The organism is Thiomonas sp. DCM-2, from assembly GCF_056820905.1.
This window is the reverse complement of sequence record NZ_CM165962.1, coordinates 2,355,491-2,380,687: the sequence shown is the minus strand read 5'-3', so window position 1 is coordinate 2,380,687 and position 25,197 is coordinate 2,355,491. Positions and strand designations below refer to the sequence as shown.

Here is a 25,197-nt window from a genome sequence, read left to right as displayed (position 1 = left end):
CATCTGACCGATATGCCCTGCCGCGCCTATTCGCGCAAACAATGGGTACGGCGCGCTCTTGTCATTCCAACCCGATAAGATGCAGCCATGCGAATTCTCTTAGCCAATGATGATGGGTATCTGGCCCCCGGCCTGGCCGCGCTGTACGAGGGCCTGCGTGCGCGGTGGGATGTGACGGTGATCGCGCCTGAGCAAAACGCCAGCGCGGCGTCCAATGCGCTCACGCTCAACAGGCCTCTGTCGGTCTATACCGCGCAAAACGGTTTTCTGTATGTGAATGGCACGCCGTCTGACTGTGTGCATATCGCGCTGACGGGTTTGCTGGATTTTCGCCCTGATCTGGTGGTCAGCGGGGTGAACAACGGGGCCAATCTGGGCGACGACACCATCTATTCTGGAACGGTCGCCGCAGCCACGGAGGGCTACCTGTTCGGCATTCCGGCGCTGGCCATTTCGCTTGTCGAAAAGGGCTGGAAGCATCTGGATACCGCGGTGGCGGTTGCGGTGGATGTGGTTGCGAAGCTTGCAGAGGAAATGCCGCAGCAGGCGCAGTTGCTCAACCTGAACGTCCCCAATCGTGCGCTGAATGCCTTGGGTGGCGTGCGCGTGACGCGCTTGGGCAAGCGGCATCCGAGTCAGCCGGTGGTCGTGCAGAAGAATCCGTATGGCGACACGATTTACTGGATCGGCGGGGCGGGCGCAGCGATGGACAAGCAGCAGGGGACGGACTTCGATGCCATTGCCCAGGGCTGTGCGTCACTGACTCCACTGCAACTGGATCTGACGCACCACGCGCAGCTCGAGCAATGTGCGGCGCGCTTTGAAACGCGGGGACTTGCGTGAGTTCGAGTGGCAAGTCGTCGCGCTTTGTCCACTGGCCCGTGCGCATCACGCAGGTCGCTGACCGCGCCGGAACGACCCAAACGTCCGCATCACCGCTGCGAACGCCGCCGACCGGCGGGGCGGTATTCCCTTCGCGAAACAGGCAGGACGTGACGCAAACCGCACTCACGCAGGGGCCGTCGCGTTGTTTGCCGCGACAGGTCGGCTTGGATTCGGACGCCGTTCGCAAAGGCATGGTGGACAAGCTCAGGCAGTTTGGCGAGTTTGACGAACGCGTGCTGCAGGCCCTGCAGGCAGTTCCGCGGCATCACTTCGTCGAGCCGGGGCTTGCGGCGCAGGCGTATCTCGACAACGCATTGCCGATCGGCTTTGAACAGACCATCTCCAAGCCTTCGGTGGTGGCGCGCGGTCTGGATGCAGCACTCAAGGCGCTGGCGCCGCGTGCCAATCTGGGCAAGGTGCTCGACATCGGCACCGGCTGCGGCTATGCCGCCGCAGTCACCGCGCGGCTGGCGGTGGAGGTCTACAGCGTCGAGCGCATTCGCGCCCTGCACGATCTGGCGCGCAACAATCTGCGCGCCCTTCGGGTGCCGAATCTGCGCCTGATTCTGAGCGATGGCATGCTCGGTTGTGAGCAGGGCGCCCCTTTCGATGTGATCCTGTCCGGAGCTGCTGCGCTGACCGTGCCACAGGCCTGGCTCGATCAACTCGCGGTAGGCGGTGTGCTGATCGCCCCCATTGGCGACCCGCAGCAACTGTTGCTCTACCGTAAGCGATCGGCGACGAGATTTGATGTCAAACCGCTCGAGGGCGCAAAGTTCGTCCCTCTAAAATCCGGCTTGACCTGAACCCAAGCCCCACACCATGCGCATCGCACTCTTCGCTCTCACTCTGTTTCTCGCTTCGGTCCTGGGCGCGTGCACCTCGGTTCCGCTGTCTCCCGTGCCTGTCGAGCAGAAGAGCTTCCAGCAACTCACTCCGAGCCAATCGGCGCCGCCAGCCACCGTTGCTGCTGCGCCTGCAGGCATAGCGACTGCAGCGTCGGCATCGCTGGCGGGGCAGCCGGGCTACTACACCGTGCAGCCGGGAGATACCTTGCGGCGCATCGCCCTGCAGTACGGCACCACCTGGCAAGCCCTGGCGCAGTGGAACAACCTCGCCGATCCCAATGTGATCGAGGTCGGGCAGGTGCTGCGCGTCACGCCTCCCCAGGCGGCAACACGATCGGCAGAGGCATCTGCACCGCCTCTGCCCAGTGGAAGCACGGCGCAGAGTTTTGCCGTGACGCCGCTGGCACCTGTGGCGCCTTCCATGCCTGCCACCGAGGCGACCACTGCGCCTGCGGCCAAGCCGTCGACGCCGCCCGTTCTGCCGCGCCCTGCGGCCTCTGCGGCCTCTGCGGCGCCGGCGCCCAGTGGGCCGGCAGTCATCGCCAGCAATCTGGCGACGGCGACGCACGACGGCCTTGTCTGGTCCTGGCCCGCAAGCGGCAAGATCATTCAAGGATTCAACGGAACGACCAGCAAGGGCATTGACATTGCGGGAAATCTGGGCGACCCAGTCTATGCCGCGGCTGGCGGACGTGTGGTTTACGCGGGCTCCGAGCTGCGTGGCTTCGGCAAGCTGATCATCATCAAGCACAACGACGATTACATCAGCGTCTACGCCCACAACAACGTCATGCTCGTCAAGGAAGGCGAGGCGGTGAAACGCGGACAGAAAATTGCGGAGATGGGGTCGACGGATGCGCCGCGCGTGGAACTGCATTTCGAGATTCGACTGCGCGGCAAATCCATTGATCCAGTCGGCTTGCTGCCCAAGCAGCCCTGATCCTGCAGCATGGCTCGCACCCGCAAGTCAGACTCCCGTTCCAGTGCTGCACCCCTTGAGACGGGCTGCGTTCCTGAGAATGGGGTGACTGACGCTACCGCTGATGGTCAGCGCGTCGACGCGTTGAATGGCCTGGCGCAGTTGCAGGCCGCTGCGGCGTCGGCACAGCCCGCGCCCGCACCGGAAGGTGCGCCGTGCCCACCGGCTTCACTGGCTGCGATTGACGACGAATCGGGTGTCAGTGCGCTTCAGTCCTATCTCAACCAGATCCGCGCCAAACCCCTGTTCACACCAGAACAGGAGTTCGAGATGGCGACCCGCGCCAAATCGGGCGAGTTCAGCGCGCGCCAGGCCATGGTCGAGCACAACCTCCGTCTGGTGGTCAGCATCGCCAAGGCGTATGTCGGGCGCGGAGCCGCCTTGGGCGACTTGATCGAAGAGGGCAATCTCGGCCTGATTCACGCGATCGAAAAGTTCGAGCCTGAACGCGGGTTCCGCTTTTCGACTTACGCAAGCTGGTGGATCCGCCAGAGCATCGAGCGTGCCTTGATGCAGCAAGTCCGCACCATCCGTTTGCCGGTGCACGTCATCCGCGAGCTCAATCAAGTGCTGCGGGCGCGCAAGCACCTGGAACAGGCCGCGAGTTATCGCGGGCAGACATCCGTCGAGGACATTGCGGCACTGCTGGGGAGAAACGCGGACGAGGTCGCTGATCTGCTTGCGCTGGCCGAGCAGCCCACATCCCTCGATGCCTTGCGCGAAACGCAGTCCGGCGAGAGCTATGCCGATCAGTTTGCCGATCAGGATGCGCAAAGCATGGAAGAGCAGACCCAGTCCCGGGAGGTCGAGGCGCTGGTCGATTCCTGGGTCGGCGCCCTCGCCGAGCGCGAGCGTGAGATCATCGAAGCGCGATTCGGTTTGCACGGCCGCGAACTGGAAACCCTGGAATCCCTGGCGCAGCGCCTCGGTCTCACGCGTGAACGGGTCAGGCAAATCCAGCAAGAAGCCCTGCTCAAGCTCAAGGGGCGCCTGGCGCGCAACGGAGTCGACAAAGGGGCCCTTCTCTGACGTGCCGACAGATCGCCATTCCATGATCCGCACCCCCATCGTCGCGTTCGATATCGAGACCATTCCAGACCCCGACGCGTTGCGTGCCGCTGGCCTGGCAGATCCCGGGCTGGACGACCATGACACCGTCTTGCAGGCGCAGACGCGGCGCCTTGACAAAACCGGGAGCGATTTCCTGCCAGTGCATTGCCAGAAGGTCCTGGTCATTTCCTGCACCTTCCGCAACCACGAGGGCCTGAAAATTCACTCCTTCGTCGATCACGGCGGACAGGAAGGGCAGGTGGTGCAGAGTTTCTTCCGGGTGATCGAAAAGCACGCGCCACAACTCGTCTCGTGGAACGGTGGCGGTTTCGATCTTCCCGTACTGCATTACCGGGGTTTGGTGCATGCCGTCGTTGCGCCGAAATATTGGGACATGGGCGAAGATGACCGGGAAATGAAGTGGAATAACTACATTTCCCGGTATCACACCCGTCATCTGGACTTGATGGATCTGCTTGCGCTGTACCAACCGCGGGCAAACGCCCCGATGGATGTGCTGGCGAAGCTGTGCGGTTTTCCCGGCAAACTCGGCATGGACGGCAGCAAGGTCTATGAGGCCTGGCGCGCAGGGCAGACCGATGATATTCGGCGTTATTGTGAAACCGATGTCATGAATACCTACCTGCTGTACTGCCGCTACCAATTGATGCGCGGCGGTTTGTCTGTCAACGAGTATGCCGATGAAATTCAGGTCGTGCGTGAAACGCTGGGCACACTGGCGGCGCACGAGGCGCACTGGCAGGAATATCTGGCCGCCTGGCCAACCCAGTCTCCGCCTGCAGCGTAGGGCGCGCGCCGACGCGGCCGCGCTGCTGGGCACCACCGAGATTTCGAGGCGGCATCTGTTCCAATAGATGGCATGGAACAACGTGAACGCATGGAATGGCTGCAGATCGATGGCCTGGATCTCGAAGGGCGTGGCGTCGGCCGCAGTGAAAACGGCAAAGTGGTCTTCGTTTCCAATGCCTTGCCCGGGGAGCGAGTTCAGGCCAGCATCGCACGCAGCAAGCGCAATTGGGAGTCCGGTACAGCGATTGCCTGGGCCAATGTGTCCAGCAGCCGCGTGACGCCCAAATGTCCTCATTTTGGGATCTGTGGGGGGTGCAGCATGCAGCATGTCGACCCCTCAGCCCAACTGGCCTTCAAGCAACGCACCCTGGAAGATGATTTCTGGCACTTGAGCCGACTGCGGCCGCAAACCCTGCTGCGCCCCATTGCCGGGCCCAGCTGGGGCTATCGCACCCGGGCACGGCTGACGGTACGCCTGGTGATCAAGAAGGGCGGCGTTCTTGTCGGATTCCATGAAAAAGGATCCAGTTATGTTGCAGATATGCGCAGTTGCGCGATCTTGCCGCACAAGGTGTCTGACCTTCTGCTGCCACTGCGCACGTTGATTGCCAGCCTCTCACGCCCCGAGCGGGCGCCACAGATCGAGTTGGCCATGGGCGACAGTGTGACCGCACTGGTCTTGCGGCATCTGGAGCCATTGACCGAGGAAGATCGGCAGCTTCTGCGCGACTTTGGCGCCAGGCACGATGTGCAATGGTGGCTGCAGGCCAAGGGGCCGGATTCCGCTGTGCTGCTCGACGGCGACGGCGCACCACTGCGCTACGGCCTGCCGGAGTTCGGCATCACCATGCCATTTCGCCCGACCGATTTCACCCAGGTGAACCCGCAGATCAACCGAGTCATGGTGGCGCGCGCTCTGCGGCTTCTGAATGCGCAGGCAACAGACCGGGTCATCGACTGGTTCTGTGGCCTCGGCAATTTCACCTTGCCGATCGCCACACAGGCGCGCACGGTGCTTGGCATCGAAGGCAGTGCCACATTGGTCGCGCGCGCGCTGGATAATGCCCTGCAGAACGATTTGCAGGACAAGGTGGCATTCACGGCGCGCAATCTATTCGAGATGGACGCTGCGGATCTGCGCGCCTACGGTGAGGCGGATCTGTGGCTGGTCGATCCGCCGCGCGATGGCGCGCTGGCTCTGTGCAAGGCCCTGGTGGAGGCGGTTGGCGGAAAGTCGCTCTCGCGAACAGAGGGCACGGAGATTGAGCATTTGCCCTCGGAGCAGGGCGGGGAACGGGTGCCGTTCAATCCGCCACGGCGAATCGTCTATGTCTCGTGCAACCCGGCAACCCTGGCGCGGGATGCCGGTTTGCTGGTGCATCACGGCGGCTACACCCTGCGTGCGGCCGGTGTGATGAATATGTTCCCGCATACGGCGCATGTGGAATCGATGGCAGTGTTCGAACGCGACTGAATACAACGCCCATGTAAAAACGCCCGCGACAGCGGGCGTTTTTACTGCGGAATGCCAGTTTTCAGCGGCGACCGCCACCGCTGAAAAAGCTCAGGATCGACAACAGGTTGACGAACACGTTGTAGATGTCGAGGTAGATGGCCAGGGTTGCCGTGATGTAGTTGGTCTCACCGCCATTGATGACGCGCTGCACATCGATCAACATGAAGGCCGAGAAAATGACGATGGCCACGACCGAGAAGGTCAGCATCAGCGCAGGCAACTGCAGCCAGATGTTGGCGATGCCTGCCAGGATCAGCAGGATGACACCGACAAACAGCATTTTCGACAGGCCCGACAGATCGCGCTTGACCACATTGGCCAGCGTGGCCATGGCGCCGAAAATGACCGCCGTACCGCCGAAAGCCAGCATGATGAGTTGCGGTCCGTTGCGCATGCCCAGCACAAAGCCGAGCATCTGCGACAGCATCACGCCCATGAAGAACGTGAACAGCAGCAAGAGCCCAACCCCGGTGCTGGAGTTTTTGGTCCGTTCGATGCCGAACATCAGACCGAAGGCGCCGACCAGGAACACGATCATGGTCATGCCGGGGCTTTGCGCCATGGCCAGGTTCAGGCCGGTTGCCATGCCGATCCACGCCCCGATGACGGTGGGGATGAGCGACAGGGCCAGCAGCGAGTAGGTCTGCCGCAGAACCTTGTTGCGCACGGTTGCTGCGCCGCCCGGCTGGGCGTAGATGGTGTAATCACGTTGCTCGTTCATGGAAAGACTCCGTTCCTTGATGTGGAAACTGTAAATGAGACTAGCACACGCTAAATACGTTCCACTGGCTGCATTTCAATCGCCGCGACATGAATTTGCAAGCAATGTGCGTGCGCTTCAGTCTGGGTTCAGGCTGCCTGGGGGGCGGTGCCGTAGACCTCGGCCACTCGGCGCAGCGCGCTGTCCAGTGTGAGATGGTGATTTTGTGGGCCGTGGACGGCGATTTTCTCGGAACCGAGCACATTGCCCAGGCGGGCGCAGTCCGCGAGCGTCCAGCCGTGTGACAGGCCGTAAAGCAGCCCGGCGCGGAACGCATCGCCACATCCCGTAGGATCGCAGACGGTGCGGGCGGGTACGCCGGGAATGTCGACCGGCGCGGCGCCATCGCTCCAGATGCGGCAGCCCAGTTCGCCGCGCGTGACCACCAGGCCTTGCACTTGCGTGGCGATGTGCTCGAGGCTCCAGCCGGTGCGTTCCACCAGCAATTCGGCCTCGTAGTCGTTGACTGCGATCCAGCTCGCCTTGGCGATGAAATCCCGCAGATCCGCGCCGTCGAACATGGGCATGCCCTGGCCCGGATCGAAAACGAAGGGGATGCCGGCCGCGGCAAGTTGCGCGGCGTGGTCGATCATGGCTGCGCGGCCGTCGGGCGCGATGATGGCCAGAGTGACCCCGGCGTCCAGTGGCACGGGCAGTTCGTGCGCCCGGCCCATGGCGCCGGGGTGGAAGGAGGTGATCTGGTTGTTGTCGCGGTCGGTGATGATGTGCGCCTGCGCGGTGTAACTGCCGAGCAGTTGGCTGACGTGCGTGCGCGGGATGCGCAGCGCATCGAGCCGGTCGAGGTAACTCTGACCGTCCTCACCCAGCGCGGCGAGGATGAGCGGGTCGCCGCCCAGCAGCGCCAGGCTGTAGGCGATGTTGCCGGCGCAGCCGCCGAACTCGCGCCGCATCGTGGGCACCAGAAAGCTGATGTTGAGGATGTGGACCTTGTCCGGCAGGATGTGCTCGGCAAAGCGGCCGTCGAAAGTGGTGATGGTGTCGAACGCGAGCGAACCGCAGATCAGGGTGGACATGAGGTTCAGCCTTCGAAGCGCAGGGCAGGAAAGAGAATGACGTCGCGAATGCTGGGCGCGTCGGTCAGCAGCATGACCAGCCGGTCGATGCCGATGCCACAGCCGCCCGCCGGTGGCATGCCGTATTCCAGCGCGCGCACATAGTCGGCGTCGTAATACATGGCTTCGTCGTCGCCGGCTTCCTTGGCCTGGACCTGGGCCTGAAAACGCGCGGCCTGGTCTTCGGGATCGTTCAGTTCGGAAAAGCCGTTGGCGATTTCGCGGCCGGTGATGAACAGCTCGAAACGCTCGGTGGTCTGCGGGTCGGCATCCGAGGCGCGGGCCAGGGGCGAGACTTCCACGGGATAGTCGACGATGAAGGTCGGCTCCCACAGCAGATGCTCGGCGACTTGTTCAAACAGGGCGAGCTGCAGGGCACCAAGCCCCATGCCCTTGAGCTTGTGCGGGGCGTGGTCGGCGTCGAGTCGGCGCAGCTCGCCGCGCAGAAAGCCGTCGTCTGTCAGTTGGGCGTCGGTGTAGTCCGGGGCATGCTTCTGGATGGCCTGCGTGAGGGTCAGGCGGGCAAACGGCGCACTCAGGTCGAGGGTGCGGCCCTGATGGGTGAGTACGGTGGTGCCGCAGGTGCGTTGCGCAGTGTTGCGGATCAGCGCCTCGGTGAAGTCCATCTGGTCGCGGTAGGTCCACCACGCGGCGTAAAACTCCATCATGGTGAACTCGGGGTTGTGCCGCGGGCTCAGGCCTTCGTTGCGGAAATTGCGGTTGATCTCGAACACCCGCTCGAAGCCGCCCACCAGCAGGCGCTTGAGATACAGCTCGGGCGCGATGCGCAGATACATTTGTTGATCCAGCGCATTGTGGTGTGTGACGAAGGGCTTGGCCGCCGCGCCGCCCGGTATGGGGTGGAGCATCGGCGTTTCCACTTCCATGAAGCCCGCAGCAAGCATTTCGCCGCGCAGCGCCGCAATGGCCTTGCTGCGCAGCGCAAAGCGCTCGCGCGACTCGGGGGTGACGATCAGATCGACATAGCGCTGGCGGTAGCGGGTTTCCAGGTCTTCGAGGCCGTGGAACTTGTCCGGCAGCGGGCGCAGGCTTTTCACCAGCAGCCGCACCTGCTCGGCCTTGATGGTCAATTCGCCCGTGCGCGTCTTGAACAGCACCCCCTCACAGCCGATCCAGTCTCCCAGGTCGTCGTGCTTGAACGCCGTGTGGGCCTCTTCGCCGGTGACGTCGTTGGACACATGGATCTGAATGCGCCCGGTACTGTCCTGCAGGGTGGCGAAACTCGCCTTGCCCATGACCCGCTTGAGCATCATGCGGCCTGCTACACGCACGCGCACCGCCGCTGCGTCCAGCGCCTGCGGCTCGTCACCGCCATGCTGCGCCTGCAGACTGGCGGCGTGGTGCGTGGGCTTGAAGTCGTTCGGGAATGCGGGGGCGATCTTGCGCAGTGCGGAGAGTTTGGCGCGGCGCTCGGCAATCAGCGGGGAGTCATCGGTGGCGGGCGAGTGGGAAGCGTCGTTATTCATGCAGGTGGGAGAGACGGAGGGTCGGGGCGGGCCTCGGGCCCCGTGGAAACGGGCGCATACCGCAGCCGCGCAAGCGTGGCCAACGCCAAGCACCAGGATTTTACCCGTGCGCTTCAAAAAAGAAGGCACCCGACAAGAGACCAATCCAGAACAGACCGATGAGGCCTGCCTGCACTGCAGCATTGGCCATGCCGAATCGCCACCGGGCTCCGGCAAATCCAGCAACCGTCTTGCTGACGCCGTTGGCGGAGAGTGCAAAGCCAATGGCCAACATGGCCTGCAGGGAACTGAACGTGCCATTGGCCGCGAACTGGGCGGCCGAGGCAGACGCTGCATGGGCATCCGCAAAGCCGGCCAGGCCCGTGGCGATGATGGCGCCGCTGTCGCCCAGCCAGATTCGCGCCCAATCGGCGACGAGCAACACACCGGCCAGGATGGAAGCAAACAGCAAGGCATGCAAGGGCTTGAATGGGCGCATTTCTGCGAACTGCGACAAGCTGGCGGAAGGCGATTCGTCGCGAGGGCTGCCGCGCCACAATGCACCGACGGCAAGCAATGCGCCCACGCCATACAACCCAATCGCAGGCAGCAGACTGGCCAGCAGGGTCGGCTGAATCAAGGCAACCAGAGCGGCCAGTTCGATCACGGTGGCCAGATTCGACAGCAGGGCCGCACGCAGGCAATCGGTCTGCGCGGCAGGTTCCAGCCGCGCCCGCTGTGCCATGCTGGCAATCGTTGCGGTGCTCGAGACAAAGCCGCCTGCCAGACCTGAGAGCGCCAGACCGCGTCGACTGCCCAGCGCCCGCACGCCCAGATGCCCGAGCGACTGGATGGCCATCACCAAGACCGCCAGAAGCCACAGAGTGTGCAGGTTCAGCCCGGCAAGCCACGCGATTTTCTGGTCAGGCAGCAGTGGCAAGATCACCAGCGCAGCCGCAGCCAGCATGAGCGCCGATTCCATTTCTGCGTTGCTCAGCACATTGCGCACAAAGTCATGCAGTGTGCTTTTTGCCGCCAGCACCCCGGCGACGACTGCAGCCAGCCCGGCCGCCCAGCCCGGCGCCTGCTGTGCCAATGCGCCGATCAGGACGGTGAGAAGCAGCGCGAATTCGGTGGTCAGCCCAGGGTCGGCCTTGCGGGTCTGCAGATAGCCGGAGAGCGCCAGCAGTCCGAACGCCGCAAGAACCACCGCCAGCACCAGCGCCCCCAGAGTGGCCGCCGCAGCGCCCGCGAGCGACGCCAGCACGAAGCTGCGCAACCCCGCAGGAGATTCCGGCGGCTGGCTGCGCTCACGCTCGACGCCGATCAGCAGACCTGCGCCGAGGGCGGCAGCCCAGGGGAGGAGGGAGGGGTCAGCCATGGAATGGAAGGGGGCTCGATCAGGGCGCGGGGCAGTCGCCGCCGAGGTCGGATTCCTCCAGACGCAACCGTCCCGATTTGGCCAGCACCAGGTCACGCACATTGTTGAGTATGGGGGAGCGCACGCACAGCCGGATGCGCCCGGCGGTGAACGCGCCACTGGCCTGCTGCGCAACCCCAAGGGGCGTGAAGATCACGGTCTTGCGCAAGGGGCTGTTGGCGAACACTGTGATGCCCTGCGGCACTGCGACTGCGGTGTGCACCAACTGCTCGCCAGCATCCGGCTGGCCGTTGCGGTTGTTGTCGAAGAAGATCATCCAGCCTGCTGCCCAGTTCCACTGCGCCGCATCATGGCATTTCGGCGGCACTCCGGCGCACAGCGCGACAGGGCGTTGATGCGAAATGGCGGTCTGCCGTGCCAGCGCAAACGCTGCGGCCAGGGCGTTGGTCGTGGTCGCCAGCCGGTGTTGCAACAGCCAGCCATGTAACCAGGGAACTGCCCAGGTCGCCAGCAAAGCGGCGATGGTCAGCGCGGCCAGCGCCTCGATCAGGGTGAAGCCGCGACGCCTCCGCCGTCTTGACCGGCGGCAGCACAGCAGGGGAAATGCGCCAGTGCTCTGCATCGCCGCCTGCCTGCGGGACTGCGATCAATTCGCCCAGCACTTGGCGGTACCGCCGGTGCCGGTTGCCGACTTGGTGCCGAGTTGGTCGATGCTCAGCGTGCCGCAGGCGGTGTCGCGGGCCGCCTGCGCGGGCTGGGGTTTTGCCGTGACGGTGAACGCGTCATTGGTTGCGACCACGCTGAAGTCGTAGTCTGCCCCGGAGTTTTGCGCGCTGGAGCAATCGAGTGGGGCTGCAGGTGGAGTGCCGACCAGACTGTTGTCGTTCCCGGCTGTGTCCTGGTCGTACCGCAGATTCACCGTGTAGTAGCGCTCCATGGCCGCTGCGTATTGCGCCACGCATCCTTCGGCTGCGGCGCGCTTGGTCTTGACCACGCTGTTGACGTAGGACGGATAGCCAATCGCGGCGATCACCGCGATCACAGCGACCACGATCATCAGCTCGATCAGCGAGAAGCCTGTCGATCGAGGGCGGCGGCTGCCGCCAGGGTTTGGCGCAGGCAGGTTCATGGTGAGTCGCTCCAGACGGTTGAAAAGGGTCGTCATCACAGGCTCAGCTCGCGCCAGGAGACCCGCCCGACACTGCCGGACGGAGACGTGATCGGCCCGAGGTTGACCGGCGAGCCCGACAGGTTGTTGAACTGCAGCATGATCTTGCCATTCTTGTCGTAGCTGCCCGTCACACCCGCTGCCGGGCCGACCGGGTACACCACGCCGTTGTACGCCACATTGACGGTCACGCCCTTGTTGTTGATATAGGTCGTGACCCCCAGACCGAAATCGGTACTGAAGTTCGCGCCGGTGAACGGATCGACCAGCATCACCGCACCCGAGGGCACGGTGTTGCAGGGATCGCTGACCTTCGGGATCATGGTGGTCACCAGCGCCAGGCCACCGATGAACTGCGTGCGGTTGAGAATGCGCTCGCCGGATTGCGTGGACAGGTCCATGTACCAACCCACCTTGCCGTCCATGTCGTTGGTCGCTGCTGGACTGGTGGCGCGCAGCAGGTTGCCGTTGCCGGCGCTGTCCTCCTTGATGATGCTGCGCTCGGTCAAGTCCTTGCGCTGGGTGGTGAGGGAAGCCACGGTGGGGGCGCCCGATCCAGTGACATCAGTGGCAACCCGCAGGCCATACCAAGTCTGCACCTGGGTGGATTTCACGTCGTTATCGTCCAGATAACGCCCGGTGCCGAACAGCGCCCATGTGCTTTGCTTGCCCTTGGTGCTGTCATAGCTCAATGCGACCAGGCTGGTGATCGGCTGCGGATTGCCGTTTTTGTCGACCGCCTGGAAGATGCTGCTGCCGACTCCCAGTGGCGAGGTCAGGTCGAATTTCCACAGGTTGCCGTTGAGGTCGCCAGCGTAGGCGGCGGTCGAGATGCCGGTCTTGCTGTCGGGCTGCGCCACTCCCGGCTCGGCCAGGCCGTCATTGAGCGCACCGCCCACGGAGGGACGGACGTTGAGTGCACCGGTCGCCAGGTCGAATTCCAGCAACGCCGGCATATTGATCTTGCTGTTGTAGCCGTTGCCCAGGTAAGCCACCCAGCGGGTGCTGGTGCCGTCCTTGATCTGCGCGATCACCGGGGCGCCGGTCATCTGGCCGATGTAGTCGCTGCAATTGCTGGCGACAGTGCCGCCGCAGGTGCCGGTGTCCCCCGCTGAACGCTCCCAGAGCAAGACCTTGGGCACTGGTTTGGTCGGGTCGGCCATGCTTTGCGCCAGTGCGTCGAAATTGGCGGGGTTGGTAATGTCCAGCGCATACACGGTCTTGGCTGGTCCGCGGCCTGTGGTTCCCACAAGAATGGTGCGCCAGATCTTGCCCTGTCCATCGCCGGTGTCGAGGTAGACGTTCTGCGTGGTGATCTTGCCGTCGTTGAAATACTGGTGCGGCACCGCTTGCGCGCCGGTCACTCCGTCGACCACGCCGTATTGCGGGTTGGCGAGGTTGGTGATGCCGCCCGCGCTGTTCGCCGACTGCGCCAGCACTGCAGCAGGCAGGAAGGCAAACACCTCCTGTCCGGCGGGTTTGTCCGGGTCGGGCGTGCCGTCGATATTCAGCGCCTGCTTCACACGGAAGGCATGCAGCATGCCGTCATTGGCAGCGACATACACCAGAGGATTGCGTGTGGACTGGTTCGCAACGAAGGTGCCATAGGTCGGGGCGCCCGCAAAGGTGGCGTTGACATACAGTGTCTTGTCGGGCGCTGCGACATACACCGGCGTTGAGGAAATCACATCTCCCAGCAGCACCTTTCGCTGGCGCAGTGTGGTGTCGGAGTTGTCGCCGCGCAGGTAATTGAGCATGGCGGCACGGGTGGTGGACTGCTTGGTGCCGTTCACGTAGTAATCCAACCCCTGCAAGAGCGTTGCGTCAAGGCCCGGCAAGGTGTTGCCTGTGCCGAGCACGAAGGCCGTCGGCGTTTGCGCGTTCGTGGTGCTCGCCAGGCGATTCATCGTCCAGATGTTGCGGTTGGCGGGCGCGGGAAACGCATTGTTCACCGCCCAGGCGGGCACGTAGGCCTGCGCAGTGGCGTCCCACATTTCCGCACCGAGCGCGCCGCTCCACTGCCCGGTGTAGTAGCTGCCGAGGAAGCGGTACAACGCATCGGTGCTGCTCGACGTGCTGGTGCCAGACAGCGTGATCGCGTTGCCTGCGCCCTTGCGGTCGGCAATCTGCGCCAGCGCGGACTTCAGACCGCTGATGAATTCGGTCGGATTCTTTGCGGAGAAGAAATCACCATGCCCGTTGATCGCGGCGTGCAGCAGGTCGGCGATGTTGTTGATGCTGTCCGCTTGCGGCTTGGGCCAGGTCATGCTGGTCACGCCATTGGGCGGGGTGCCGGTGCGCGCCCATTCGAACAGCTGTGGCTGTGTGAGCGAGGTCGGTGTGATTCCCGTCGGGGTGAAGCCCAAGCCCATGGTGAAGGTGGTCATGTGCTGCCAGAACGCCGGGTCGCTGGGTGTGGTCGGTACATTGTTTGCGGCGAGTGGGCGTAAATCGTCCTGCCAGTATTTCATCGCCACATCGGCGAGCGTATTCGAATAGCTGTCCAAATAAGGCTGGGTCGCGATGCGCTGATAGGTTGCAGGTGCAGTAATTTTGGTACCGTTCGTTCCATCAACGTTGTCCACACCGATAGCGCCATCGCTATCAGTATTCCAGAAGCCATCGGTGGTCAGAATGGTGAATGCGGGTCGGCAGGTATATTCTGATTTGTCAGTTGCGCTGGTCTGCCAGGGTTGATCCGTTTTATAGTATTCACCAACGGCTTTGAGTGCGGAGCGCAACGGCGTGCCGTTGTTGGGCGTGATCGTGGTGATCCAGTCCCAGAAATTGGCCTTTTGCGTCCCGGCAGAACCATCGCCGAACGGCTGGACGACCGCGAGTTTGTTTAGCGCATTTGTGGGGGTGCTGAAGGAATAAGGAGCAGGGGACGAGGGAATTTTTGCCGTATTTCTTCCGTTGATGGAACCAAAGCCGAAGCGATAATTTTTGTCCAGCCCGGAAAGTGCTAAGGTCAGGCCGGTCTTGGCCATCAGGATGCGGGTGCGGTAGTAAGAGTACCAATTCGCGATGTTTTGACCGGCAGGGATGCCAGCGGGAGCGGCAACGCCACTCTGGTCGCTGCTACCGTAGCAGTTGGAAAAAAATTTGCAGTTATCCGATACTGTGTAATAGCTGTAATTGGCGCCATTTTGTACGGTAAAGGCAAATGCGTAGTAAGTCTTGCCGTCCGAGTTAGTCGATTTATAAAATTTGAATGTGCTGCTGCCGGTAGAACCTTGCCATCCGTTGAGATTAGTTGTTCCTGTGCTGGAAAATGGATCGCTCAGTGCGTTTGGGAAAGAACTGTTTCCATAAGAATTGCCTTGGGCGTCCACGGCAGGTAAATAAGTCACAGTTGGGTTGTAGTACACCCCGTTGACTGCTGAGTTTCTTAATCCTTTGTCGAGATCAGTTGAGGAGAGATAGCCGTAGTCCGGCATGACGCTCCATGACATCGACCCCGAATCGTCGAGCATCAGCACCAGATTCGGCGGGATGGGTTTTTGCAGGATCAGCGGGCTTTGGGCCACGCTGACGGCGGCCTGGGCGATTGGCGTGGCGGCAAGCAGGGAGGACAGGGAGAGCACGAGGGCTCGGCGCGTGATGGAACGGATGGAGGACATGGCGGACTCCGTCAACAGTGTTTTGGGCGAGGGCATCATGCGGTTCAGTTGGTGCGGTAGATGGCTTGCACCACCACCTGCGCGCGGTTTTGCGATGGCGCGCCGTTGGCTTCGGGGGAGTTGGCGCGTGCGGTGATGCGGTAGCACTGCCCTGCAGTCTTGAGCGAGCCGCCACCGCCCTGGTTGTTCTGGTCATTGGTGAACTGGAAATTCCCGCCGTCGATGCTGCATTGCCCCATGTACTGGATGAGGTAAGACGGGTTGTTGCCGTAGGCGGTGACGATTTTTCCGGCGCCACCGCTGGCGTCCTTGGCGGTCGGCGGAAAGGTCCAGGCAGAAGCGGGCACTGCGCCGTCGTTTGCCGGGTTGTCGCTGCAGGGATTGTTGGCGCAGTCGGTGTAGACCTCGCTGAACGTGGCGGGATTGGGCGGATTGTTCGGCGGCAGGATGGTCGACGCTGCGAATTGCAGCGAGGCTTCGGCGACCTGGAACGCCTGGGTGCGGTCGACCGTGTTGCCGGCCATTTTTTCTTCGGTGCTCGACAGCCGGATGGCGGCCAGGCCGATGATGGTGATGACCAGCAGCAGGATCAGCGAAACGATCAGCGCCACGCCCTGTTGCGCCTTGGCGGCATCGACGCGTTGGGAGGTGAGGGTGGAAAGACGGGATGGTTTCATGGTCAGCGCACGCGGATGGTGGTGTCGAAGGTGCGAACCAGGCGCTCCTGGGCGGCGGCATTGACGTTCTGCGGGTTGGTCACGGTCTGCAGAGTCAGGGTCAGGTGGACCGCGGAGACGGTGTTCCAGGCAGCGGCGGCAATGTCGCCTGCAGCGACGAGATTCGGGCCTGCGGTGAGGTAACTGACCTGCAGATTGGTCACCCCACGGACGATTTCGTCAGAGACCAGTGCATTCCCGGCGTAATGCGCGCGATACAGCGACAGCGTGCCGTTCGGCGCACCGGCACCGGCCGGGCCGACATACCAGGCGTCGGCGTGGTAGGGGGCAACATAGGCCGACGGGCTGAACGATTGACAGGACGCCAGTTGCGCCGAGCTGTTGCCGGGTGTGCCGCCACCGGCCATCGGCAGCCCGCCGCTGAACGCTGCAGCCTGAAAGATGTAGCTCTGCGTACCGTCGCAGGCGAGCACCAGATCATTGGCAGCAATGTCCACGTCGCTCGGGGCGAGTTGCATGGGCACGATGGCCGTGCAAGCAGCGCCGGGCGTCACGCGATTGCCGCTGACCACGCCCGCACCTCGGGTGACCAGCGCGGCGAATCCGCCGGAGGGGGCCGGCGTTGCGGGCAGTGGATCGAGGTTGGCCGCGTCGTTGACGCCGAACAGGCCGGCACCATTGACCCACCGATACCATCCGTTGCCTGCGAGCATGTCGTTGACCGCGCTGTTGCCGCAGGGCGTGCTGCCAGCCTGGCGGATGTCGCGCGCCATCAGCTCGAACGCGATGCGGGCGTTGTCCTGCAACTGGCTCAGACCGCCGGTGGTGGTGTAGCTCTGACGGCTGGTCAGCAGCACGCTGACCACGGCGCCAATGACCACCAGGCCAAGCAGCATGGCGACCATCAGCTCAACCAAGGTCAGCCCGGCCTGCCGCAAGCGGTGGGAGGGGGAGATGGAGCGCTTCATAATTGGGTCCAGAAGGTCAACGTCTGCGCGGCCTGCCCAGCGGTGGCCTTGCTTTCGTTGAAGGTCAGGGTGATGCGGCAATTGCTCGCGGTCACGTTGGCTCCGACTGGTGCGCAGGCCACGGTGCCGCTGGCCTTGGAGCCAAGGGCGAACAGGCCGCCGCGCAACCGTGCGTCGGCTGGTGCCGGCTTGCTGCTGTCATACCCCAGGCACCAGTTGCGCAGTTGCGCCTGTGCCAGGGTGCCTGCTGCATTTGGACAGTTGTCTGCGGTGACGGTGGTGTTGTAGTTGCCCAGCAGCGCGTTGGCACGGTCGGCGCGCATCGTGTCAAACATCGAATAGGCAGCGATTGCCGCCTGGGTGCGGCCGAGCGAGCTGGCGTTGTCGGCAACAGTCTTGACCTGCAGCACGATGATGCCCAGGATGCCGATGGTCAGCACCGCTGCGGCAACCAGGATTTCGAGCAGCCCGACGCCGCGCTGTATGGCGCGGCGGGGGGACGAGAGGCCGCGCAACCGCGGCGCGGTGTCATTTGCAGTTCGCATTGGGAGCATCCGCCTTGCAGGACTGGGAATCGGTACAGCTTGCAACCGTGGTGCCGGTGTAGAGGTAGATGCAGCGGTGGTTGTCGCTGCTGATGGCATTGCTGGAGAGATCGAGCACCAGTCCGGTGTAGCCGGTCGTGGCGTTGAGCTGCTTGAGCAGCCCCATCGGGGTGGCGACCAGGTTCTGAACCGCGGGGGTGGAGGTGATGCCCGCGGAAACCGGCGCCGCCTGGGTGATGGGCATCGAAGCACCTTGCGCTGGAATGGCAAACATCGAACCATCCGCGTTGAGCTGCACATCCATGCGCCGCTTGACTGCCTCGGTGCGCGCCTGAGCCAGCAGGCTGACCGCGTTGTTGGCCTGCGTGGTGAGGCGACTGGAAATCATCAGCCGGTTGAAGCTGGGCACGGCCAGGGCAAGCAACAGTCCGGCAATGACCAGCGTCACCAGCAGTTCGATCAGGGTGAAGCCGCGTAGCCGAGCCGGCCTCGGCAACTGCCGAAAGAGGGCCCCAGGCGCCACTGCGTCCCGCGAAACATGTGAAAGCAAAGCCGTCATGATGTGTCTGAATGTGTTTTTTCACATTCTGACTGGCGACATGCCAGCGGCATGAAACTTTCCGACGAGCGGTCGTCTAGAGCCGACGAACGGCGTTTTGTTACAAATTTCGTCGCTTCAGAAGGGCAGACGCAAGGAAAATTGGGGGTCAGACGATGGCCACCCGACTTGCGGCAATGGCTGTGAGATTGCGGCTGAGCCACAGCGCCTGGGCGCGGGGCCCGTTCACTGCGTCGCAGTCCCAATCGGACAGCACCTGGCGCAGCAGGCCGTTGCTCCAGTGGTCGCGGGGACGGTGGGTGTGGCCGTGGATCATCCAGCGGGCGTCTGCGTGGGCCAGCCAGCGGTGTGCCTCTTGCGGGTCGGCATCGGCCCAGTTTTCCGGGCGGGATTGCGCTGCGCTGCTGGCAGCGCGCAGGGCGAGGGCCTGCTGCACGCGGACGTCAAGTGGTTGCGCAAGAGTGCGGCGTTGCCAGTTCGTCTGGCGCACCTGTTCGCGGAACTGCAGGTAGGCCGTATCGGCAAGGCAGAACTGGTCGCCGTGGGTGAGCAGGATGCGCGCGCCGTGGAACTCCAGAAGCGCGGGATCGGGCAGGAGCTGAGCACCAGTGGCTTGCGCAAAGTCGGCGCCGAGCAGGAAGTCGCGGTTGCCGTGCTGCACGAACAGGGCATGGCCGGACTGGGTGTAATCGCGCAGCGCGGCGGCAATCTGTTGCGCACAGCGTGCGTCGTTTGGGGCGACGGTCAGCGCGGAAGGCGTGAGCAGATCGTCCCCGATCCACGCCTCGAACAGGTCGCCGAGGATGAACAGGGCCTGCGCCTTGCGGGCGGGGCCGTTCAGCCAGTCCAGGAAAACCTGCACGGTGCGTGGGCTTTGCGCGCCCAGGTGCAGGTCGGAAATGAAGGCGATGCGGCGCCAGTTTTCAGCTGCGATCAATGGCGCCGCAATGGGGGGAGTGGATGGGGCGCGCGACGTGTGGGCAGCCACGGTGGAAGCTGGCGGCTCGCGCTGGGTCGCTGTGCTGCAGGCTCAGACTTCGACCGCCTTGAGGATGACCACGTCGTCCTGCGGCACGTCATCGTGGAAGCCCTTGCGGCCGGTCTTGACGCCCTTGATCTTGTCGACCACATCCTGCCCTTCGACCACTTTGCCGAACACGGCGTAGCCCCAGCCTTGCGCGGTGGGCGCGGTGTGGTTGAGGAAGGCGTTGTCGGCCACGTTGATGAAGAACTGCGCGGTGGCCGAGTGCGGGTCGGAGGTGCGCGCCATGGCGAGGGTGTAGCGCTCGTTTTTCAGGCCGTTGTTGGCTTCGTTTTGGATGGGAGCGAGGGTGGGCTTTTGCTTCATGCCGGGCTCGAAGCCGCCGCCCTGGATCATGAAGCCGTCGATCACGCGGTGGAAGATGGTGCCGTCGAAATGGCCCGAGCGCACATAGGCCAGGAAGTTTTCGCAGGACTTGGGGGCGTGCGCGGTATCGAGTTCGATGCGGATGTTGCCGTGGTTGGTTTGGAGTTCGACCATGATGGACTTTCGGTAGGGGTAGTCGGGGTCAGTTGAGGAGTTTGGCGTCTTCGATGACGATGGGCTTGACCGGCACGTTCTGGAACGGGCCTTCGTTCTTGGTCGGTACGGCGACGATCTTGTCGATCACGTCCATGCCCGAGATCACCTTGCCGAATACGGCGTAGCCGTAGCCGTCCGGCTTGGGGTAGTCGAGACTGGCATTGTCGACCACGTTGATGAAGAACTGCGAGGTGGCCGAGTTCGGGTCGGCGGTGCGGGCCATGGCGATGGTGCCGCGCAGGTTGCGCAGTCCGTTCTGGCTTTCCAGAGGGATGGGCGCGCGGGTGGGCTTTTTCTGCATGTCGGCCGTGAAGCCGCCGCCTTGCACCATGAAGCCGGGAATCACACGGTGAAAGATGGTGCCCTTGTAGAAGCCGCTTTTCACATAGTCGAGAAAGTTGGTCACGGTCTTGGGGGCGCGAGCGGGGTCGAGCTGCACGACGAAGTTGCCCAAGGTGGTGGTGAACTCGACCTTGGGTTGTGCGGCTGGTGCGTCAGCAGCCTGCGCGGCGGGGAGGGCGGTTGCAGACGCCAGGCTCAGCGCAGCGATGACAGGGGCGATGCGTTGTCGCACCCGCAGCCACAGGCTTGCGAATGGCGGGCGGGAAGGGGAGGTGAGACTGTGGTCCATCATGAAACGCTTCCTTGGAAAATGAGTTGCCACTGCGCGCTGCGTTGCGCCCAGTATTGGCGGTACAGGGTGTTGTCCGGCGAATCGGCTGCACTGTACTGCACCACGATTTGCCCCGGGTATTGCAGGATGGTCAGGGCGCCGGGGTTGACAGGGGTTGTCTTGGCGGGTGAGGGCGAGGCGGCCGCGGTGGCGGTCAATGCGTCCTGTGGGCGCAGACCCATTGTGGCGGAGCGGGTGATGTCGGCCTGCAACTGTGCGGTGACGCGCTGGCGCTGCGCGGTCCATTGCGCCGCATCCAGCCATTGCACCTGGCGGGTGATCACCACGGGCGTGCTGCCCGCCGGGGTGTCGGCCATCAGGCTGCGCACGTCCGGGTTGGACAGCACCACGCAGCCGTCCGATGCCAGTGGCACGCGGGCGTAACTGTCGGGCGGGGTGCCGTGGAGCCAGACGCCAAAGCCGGTGTGGCCCTGCTGCTTGTCCCACTCGTTGGGGTAGTTCAGCGTCAGCGCTCCGGCGCCATACAGCGGCTTGAGGTTCTTGGCGCCGATTTTCCGGGTGATGAAATAGATGCCCAGCGGCGTTTTCATGTCGCCCAATTGGGTTTTGCCGGCGCCGAGCTTGCCCTGACTGAAGTAGTAGCTGGCTTCGAGTTGGGGAATGCCGTTGCGCTGGTGAAACAGGTAGAGCCGCGAGCGCGCGGTATCCACCACGATGGCGCGTTGCACATCGGGGGCGAGCGCCACCAGATTGGCTGGAATGGCCCCGGCTGGCGGTGGCGCGGTATACGCGCCAAGCCGTGCCAGCGCCTCGGCGCGAAGTTCCAGGATGCGGGTGTTTTGCAGCGCGAGTTCCTGCGCAAGCGGGGGCGCAGGCGCGGCGGCAAACCCGGCGGTACCGCCCCGACTGGCCTGCAGCACATCACCCAGCAGCAGTTGCGCCAGAGCGAAATGAGGATGGTCGCGCACCAGTTGTTCGGCCTGGGCGCGGGCAGCGTCCAGGTGGCCGGCGGCGACTTCGGCGTAGGCGTGCAGCAGACGACGCTCCGCGCCATCCTGACTGGGGTGGCTGCCCAGGGTCGTGGTGAGCTTGAGCAGTGTGCGGGCGGACACTGCGGCAGACGGCGCGGAGGCCGGGTTGCCATCGGTGGCGAGATTCAGGGCGTGCGCTGCGCGATCCTGCTGCAGGACGCCGAGCCTGTTGGGCACCGCGTTGTAATCGGTTGCGGCCCGGGCAGCGAACACCAGCGGCACGCACAGCAACATCCAGGGCAAGAGTTTGCGCAGGGCAGGGCGGCGCGTTGGGCGGCGAGTTGCGCGATTCATCGGCAGCACAGTTTGCAAGGATGTGTGGACCAGGAGGGCAATCCGGCTCAGCCGACGATTTCACGCACGATCAGCCACTTGCCGTTCTCGCGCTGCATCTGCAGGGTTTTCGGGCCGTCGAAATCGAGCGCACCCGCGGTGTAGTGCTGCCGGAAGCGGGCGGTAGCCTTGTCGCCGTCGACCTGCACCTTCATGTCGTGCACCTTGACGGTGATCTTCGCCTTGTCGGAAATGCGGGCACGGCGCTGGTCTTTCCAGCTTGCCAGACTCATGCCCTTTTCCGGTTTGAAATTGGGCGCGTAGGCAGCAAAGTAGCCCGCCAGATTCTTGCTCTGCCATGCAGCGGCCCAACGCTGCACCGCATCGGCCACGGCAGTCTGTTCTGCTGCGGCATTGCCGGCGGGCTCCTCTGCCGTGGACGTGGGCTTGGGTTTTTCAACCACCGGCGCAGCAGCCTCCGGTGCAGCAGGAGTCGGTTGCGCAACGTGGGTGGGCTCAGGCTTGGCAGCGGGCTTTTCCGCCGCAACCGGGGCCAGCTTCGGAGCGGGGGGCGGAGTGACGGGTTTTGCTTCCTTGCCCGGTTGCGCTGCACTGACTTTCAGCGCCGCTGTGGCCGGGCTCTTGCCCTGCTCGAACAGCTCGCGGATCAGATTGAGCTTGACCTTGGCGCTGGCGTTTTCATCGGGCGCGAGCTGCAGCGCTTTCTGATAAGCCTGGCTGGCGAGCTTGGCATAAATGTCGCCCAGATTGGCCTGCGCTGTGGCATAGCTCGGATTGGTGCGGATGGCCATGTCCAGCGCCGCTCTGGCCTTGTCGTACTGGCCTTGCTGGGCGTAGAGCACGGCAAGATTGTTGTACGGCTCGGGCAGTTCCGGATATTGCTCGGTGAGCGACTGGAAGATCTGGATGGCCTGCGCATCTTTCTTCTGCTCGGTGAGGATGACGCCCTTGAGGAACTGGTATTGCGGGTCTTTGGGCTTTTGCGCCAGCAGCGTGTCCACCTGTTGCAGCGCGCCCTGCAGGTCGCCCTTCTGCAGGCTCTGGTTGACACTGGCCGCGTCTGCCGCCCAGACAGACGGGGCACTCATGGCGAGGGCGATCAGGGAGGCGAGAAGACGGTTGCGCATAGGTGCTGGGATGGTGGTCAGGAGACTGGACAGGCGCCGTGCTCAATGGCGTTGCGCGGGGCGGACTCAATTCGCGGCGGATCAAGCCGGAAAGTGGCTGCTTGTGCTAAGTTTTTGATTTTATCCGGGGACACCGCGCGCCTGCGCACAAGCTGATGTTCCCAAACACACTCCCATGACTGCGTTGCACCTTCACAATACCCTGACGCGCGGGAAAGACCGCTTTGTGCCCATCGAACCCGGTCATGTCCGCATGTATGTCTGCGGCATGACCGTGTACGACTATTGTCACATCGGGCATGCGCGGGTGATCGTGGTGTTCGACCTGCTGCAGCGCTGGCTGCGGGCGCAGGGGCTGCGGGTGACCTATGTGCGCAACATCACCGATATCGACGACAAAATCATTCGCCGCGCGCAGGACAACGGCGAGACCATCCGTGCACTGACCGACCGCTTCATTGCCGCGATGCACGAGGATGCCGACGCGCTGGGGGTCGAGCGTCCCACGCATGAGCCGCGCGCCACCGACTATGTGCCGCAGATGCTCGACCTCATCGGCAAGCTCAAGGCGCGTGGACTGGCCTATCGCGACAGCGCGGGCGATGTGAACTTTCACGTGCGCGCCTTTTCGGGCTACGGCAAGCTCTCCGGCAAGTCGCTCGATGAATTGCGCGCCGGCGAACGGGTCGAGGTGGATGCCGCCAAGCAAGACCCGCTGGACTTCGTGCTGTGGAAGGCCGCCAAGCCGACCGAGCCGGACGAGGTGAAATGGCCCTCGGCCGATGGCCCGGGCCGCCCGGGCTGGCATATCGAATGCTCGGCGATGAGCTGCGCGCTGCTGGGCGAAACCTTCGACATCCACGGCGGCGGCGCCGACCTGCAATTCCCGCATCACGAAAACGAAATTGCGCAGAGCGAGGGCGCACACGGCAAGCCCATGGCCAATGTCTGGCTGCACAACGGTTTCGTGCGGGTGGACGGCGAGAAGATGTCCAAGTCGCTGGGCAACTTTTTCACCATCCGAGACATCCTCCGGCATGTGGACGCCGAGACCGTGCGGCTGTTCATCGTGCGGGCGCACTACCGCAGCCCGCTGAACTACAGCGACGAGCATCTGCAGGACGCGCATGCCGCGCTGACCCGGCTGTACACCGCGCTCGATCCGTTTTCCGACCTGCCCCCGGGCATCGACTGGAACCATCCGCGTGCGCAGGCCTTCGCCGCGGCGATGAACGACGATCTCAACACCCCGGAAGCCATGGCCGTGCTGTTCGAGCTGACCACCGACATCAACAAGACCGGTGACGCCACGCTCGCCGCCTTGCTCAAGAATCTGGGGGGCTTGCTCGGCTTGCTGCAGCAACGCCCGCGCGAGTTCCTGCAAAGCAAGGCGGCAGCGGTGGATGCCGCCTGGGTCGAGCAGCAAGTCCAGGCCCGCGCCGCCGCCAAGCAGGCGCGCAACTTCGCCGAAGCCGACCGCATCCGCGCCGAGCTCGCCGCCAAGGGCATCGTGCTCGAAGACAAGCCGGGCGGGGTGACGGTGTGGAGAGCGGCGTGAAGGCGACCGTGCGTTCCAGAGAGGGGGCAACGGCTTCCGCCGCTGTCCTGGCTCTCGACTGGGACAAGGCGTGCAGCCATTTGCAGCGCACCGATCGCGTGATGCGCAAGCTCATCAAGACCCACGCAGGAACGCGGCTGCAGAGCCGGGGCGATCCGTTTCAAACCCTGGCGCGCTCCATCATCGGCCAGCAGATTTCCGTCAAGGCGGCACAAACCGTGTGGGACCGGCTGTGCGCCGCCGTTCCGCAGGTCGCGCCGCGTCACTTGCTGGAGGTTGAGGAAGAGGCCCTGCGCGCCTGCGGGCTGTCGGCTCGCAAGGTTGGCTATGTGCGCGATCTGGCGGCGAAATTCCACGCCGGGGAGGTGCATCCGGACAACTGGCAGGACATGCCCGACGAGGCCATCGCCGCCGAGCTGCTGACCATCCGCGGCATTGGCCGCTGGACCGCGGACATGTTCCTGATCTTTCACCTCATGCGCCCGGATGTGCTGCCGCTGGGCGATCTGGGTCTGATCAAGGGCGTGAGCCAGACCTACTTCGCCGGAGAGCCAGTCACCCAAAGCGAGGTGCGCGAGGTGGCGGCGGCCTGGGCGCCTTGGCGTTCGGTGGGGACTTGGTATATTTGGCGCAGTCTGGACCCGGTGCCCGTCGAGTACTGAGTGCCCCCGGGGTCGACTC

Annotated in this window: 24 protein-coding genes; 8 read left to right on the top strand and 16 right to left on the bottom strand. The window is 63.7% G+C overall.

Features of this window, described 5'->3' with window-relative positions; all coding sequences use genetic code 11:
* Window positions 1–87: 87 nt before the first annotated feature.
* The 6 genes from surE to rlmD all read left to right on the top strand — a co-directional run bounded on the left by surE (window position 88) and on the right by rlmD (window position 6,046).
* Entirely contained in the window at window positions 88–843 is a 756-nt protein-coding gene (gene surE / locus AC1ZQA_RS11440) for a 5'/3'-nucleotidase SurE (RefSeq protein WP_482677022.1), read from the top strand.
* Window positions 840–1,691, top strand: a complete 852-nt coding sequence (locus AC1ZQA_RS11435; protein ID WP_482677021.1) for a protein-L-isoaspartate(D-aspartate) O-methyltransferase — start codon at window positions 840–842, stop codon at window positions 1,689–1,691. The genes surE and AC1ZQA_RS11435 overlap by 4 nt, the downstream gene beginning before the upstream one ends.
* Window positions 1,692–1,707: 16 nt before the next feature.
* Window positions 1,708–2,673: a peptidoglycan DD-metalloendopeptidase family protein gene (locus AC1ZQA_RS11430; RefSeq protein WP_482677020.1), complete on the top strand. Its 966-nt coding sequence runs from the start codon at window positions 1,708–1,710 to the stop codon at window positions 2,671–2,673.
* A gap of 9 nt (window positions 2,674–2,682) precedes the next feature.
* Window positions 2,683–3,741: an RNA polymerase sigma factor RpoS gene (rpoS, locus tag AC1ZQA_RS11425; protein WP_482677019.1), complete on the top strand. Its 1,059-nt coding sequence runs from the start codon at window positions 2,683–2,685 to the stop codon at window positions 3,739–3,741.
* A gap of 22 nt (window positions 3,742–3,763) precedes the next feature.
* A complete protein-coding gene (locus tag AC1ZQA_RS11420) occupies window positions 3,764–4,570 on the top strand; it encodes a 3'-5' exonuclease (RefSeq protein ID WP_482679319.1) in 807 nt (268 codons plus the stop codon).
* A gap of 72 nt (window positions 4,571–4,642) precedes the next feature.
* Window positions 4,643–6,046, top strand: coding sequence for a 23S rRNA (uracil(1939)-C(5))-methyltransferase RlmD (rlmD, locus tag AC1ZQA_RS11415; RefSeq protein WP_482677018.1), 1,404 nt, complete (start codon window positions 4,643–4,645; stop codon window positions 6,044–6,046).
* A gap of 61 nt (window positions 6,047–6,107) precedes the next feature.
* On the opposite strand, the gene AC1ZQA_RS11410 is transcribed toward rlmD, so the two are convergent.
* From AC1ZQA_RS11410 to AC1ZQA_RS11335, 16 genes are all read right to left on the bottom strand, one after another.
* Window positions 6,108–6,809 carry a Bax inhibitor-1/YccA family protein gene (locus tag AC1ZQA_RS11410; RefSeq protein WP_482677017.1) on the bottom strand — a complete coding sequence of 234 codons (702 nt, stop codon included), beginning with the start codon at window positions 6,807–6,809 and terminating at the stop codon, window positions 6,108–6,110.
* 128 nt (window positions 6,810–6,937) lie between these two features.
* Window positions 6,938–7,882, bottom strand: a complete 945-nt coding sequence (locus AC1ZQA_RS11405; protein ID WP_482677016.1) for a carbohydrate kinase family protein — start codon at window positions 7,880–7,882, stop codon at window positions 6,938–6,940.
* A gap of 5 nt (window positions 7,883–7,887) precedes the next feature.
* Complete coding sequence (gene lysS, locus AC1ZQA_RS11400; RefSeq protein WP_482677015.1) at window positions 7,888–9,408, bottom strand: lysine--tRNA ligase; 1,521 nt, start codon at window positions 9,406–9,408, stop codon at window positions 7,888–7,890.
* Between the two features lie 100 nt (window positions 9,409–9,508).
* On the bottom strand, window positions 9,509–10,768 hold the full coding sequence (locus AC1ZQA_RS11395; RefSeq protein ID WP_482677014.1) for an MgtC/SapB family protein: 1,260 nt from the start codon (window positions 10,766–10,768) through the stop codon (window positions 9,509–9,511).
* Window positions 10,769–10,787: 19 nt separating this feature from the next.
* Window positions 10,788–11,390: a GspH/FimT family protein gene (locus AC1ZQA_RS11390; protein ID WP_482677013.1), complete on the bottom strand. Its 603-nt coding sequence runs from the start codon at window positions 11,388–11,390 to the stop codon at window positions 10,788–10,790.
* Window positions 11,391–11,414: 24 nt separating this feature from the next.
* Window positions 11,415–11,933 carry a type IV pilin protein gene (locus AC1ZQA_RS11385; RefSeq protein WP_482677012.1) on the bottom strand — a complete coding sequence of 173 codons (519 nt, stop codon included), beginning with the start codon at window positions 11,931–11,933 and terminating at the stop codon, window positions 11,415–11,417.
* Window positions 11,933–15,559: a pilus assembly protein gene (locus AC1ZQA_RS11380; protein ID WP_482677011.1), complete on the bottom strand. Its 3,627-nt coding sequence runs from the start codon at window positions 15,557–15,559 to the stop codon at window positions 11,933–11,935. The genes AC1ZQA_RS11385 and AC1ZQA_RS11380 overlap by 1 nt, the downstream gene beginning before the upstream one ends.
* A 44-nt stretch (window positions 15,560–15,603) precedes the next feature.
* Window positions 15,604–16,236, bottom strand: coding sequence for a pilus assembly PilX family protein (locus AC1ZQA_RS11375; protein WP_482677010.1), 633 nt, complete (start codon window positions 16,234–16,236; stop codon window positions 15,604–15,606).
* 2 nt (window positions 16,237–16,238) lie between these two features.
* Entirely contained in the window at window positions 16,239–17,204 is a 966-nt protein-coding gene (locus AC1ZQA_RS11370) for a PilW family protein (RefSeq protein WP_482677009.1), read from the bottom strand.
* Complete coding sequence (pilV, locus tag AC1ZQA_RS11365; RefSeq protein WP_482677008.1) at window positions 17,201–17,749, bottom strand: type IV pilus modification protein PilV; 549 nt, start codon at window positions 17,747–17,749, stop codon at window positions 17,201–17,203. The genes AC1ZQA_RS11370 and pilV overlap by 4 nt, the downstream gene beginning before the upstream one ends.
* Entirely contained in the window at window positions 17,733–18,245 is a 513-nt protein-coding gene (locus AC1ZQA_RS11360; protein ID WP_482677007.1) for a pilus assembly FimT family protein, read from the bottom strand. The genes pilV and AC1ZQA_RS11360 overlap by 17 nt, the downstream gene beginning before the upstream one ends.
* Before the next feature lie 211 nt (window positions 18,246–18,456).
* Window positions 18,457–19,245 (bottom strand): UDP-2,3-diacylglucosamine diphosphatase, encoded by a 789-nt coding sequence (locus AC1ZQA_RS11355; protein ID WP_482677006.1) that lies wholly within the window; start codon window positions 19,243–19,245, stop codon window positions 18,457–18,459.
* A gap of 93 nt (window positions 19,246–19,338) precedes the next feature.
* Window positions 19,339–19,830, bottom strand: coding sequence for a peptidylprolyl isomerase (locus AC1ZQA_RS11350; RefSeq protein WP_482677005.1), 492 nt, complete (start codon window positions 19,828–19,830; stop codon window positions 19,339–19,341).
* Between the two features lie 28 nt (window positions 19,831–19,858).
* Complete coding sequence (locus AC1ZQA_RS11345) at window positions 19,859–20,503, bottom strand: peptidylprolyl isomerase (protein ID WP_482679318.1); 645 nt, start codon at window positions 20,501–20,503, stop codon at window positions 19,859–19,861.
* Window positions 20,503–21,831, bottom strand: a complete 1,329-nt coding sequence (locus AC1ZQA_RS11340) for a L,D-transpeptidase family protein (protein ID WP_482677004.1) — start codon at window positions 21,829–21,831, stop codon at window positions 20,503–20,505. Before AC1ZQA_RS11340 ends, AC1ZQA_RS11345 begins: the two co-directional genes overlap by 1 nt.
* Window positions 21,832–21,878: 47 nt before the next feature.
* On the bottom strand, window positions 21,879–22,958 hold the full coding sequence (locus AC1ZQA_RS11335; protein ID WP_482677003.1) for a YybH family protein: 1,080 nt from the start codon (window positions 22,956–22,958) through the stop codon (window positions 21,879–21,881).
* 175 nt (window positions 22,959–23,133) lie between these two features.
* Between AC1ZQA_RS11335 and cysS the strand changes: the two genes are divergently transcribed.
* Both cysS and AC1ZQA_RS11325 read left to right on the top strand, forming a co-directional pair.
* Window positions 23,134–24,516, top strand: coding sequence for a cysteine--tRNA ligase (gene cysS, locus AC1ZQA_RS11330; protein WP_482677002.1), 1,383 nt, complete (start codon window positions 23,134–23,136; stop codon window positions 24,514–24,516).
* Entirely contained in the window at window positions 24,513–25,178 is a 666-nt protein-coding gene (locus tag AC1ZQA_RS11325) for a DNA-3-methyladenine glycosylase family protein (RefSeq protein WP_482677001.1), read from the top strand. The genes cysS and AC1ZQA_RS11325 overlap by 4 nt, the downstream gene beginning before the upstream one ends.
* Window positions 25,179–25,197: the final 19 nt, after the last annotated feature.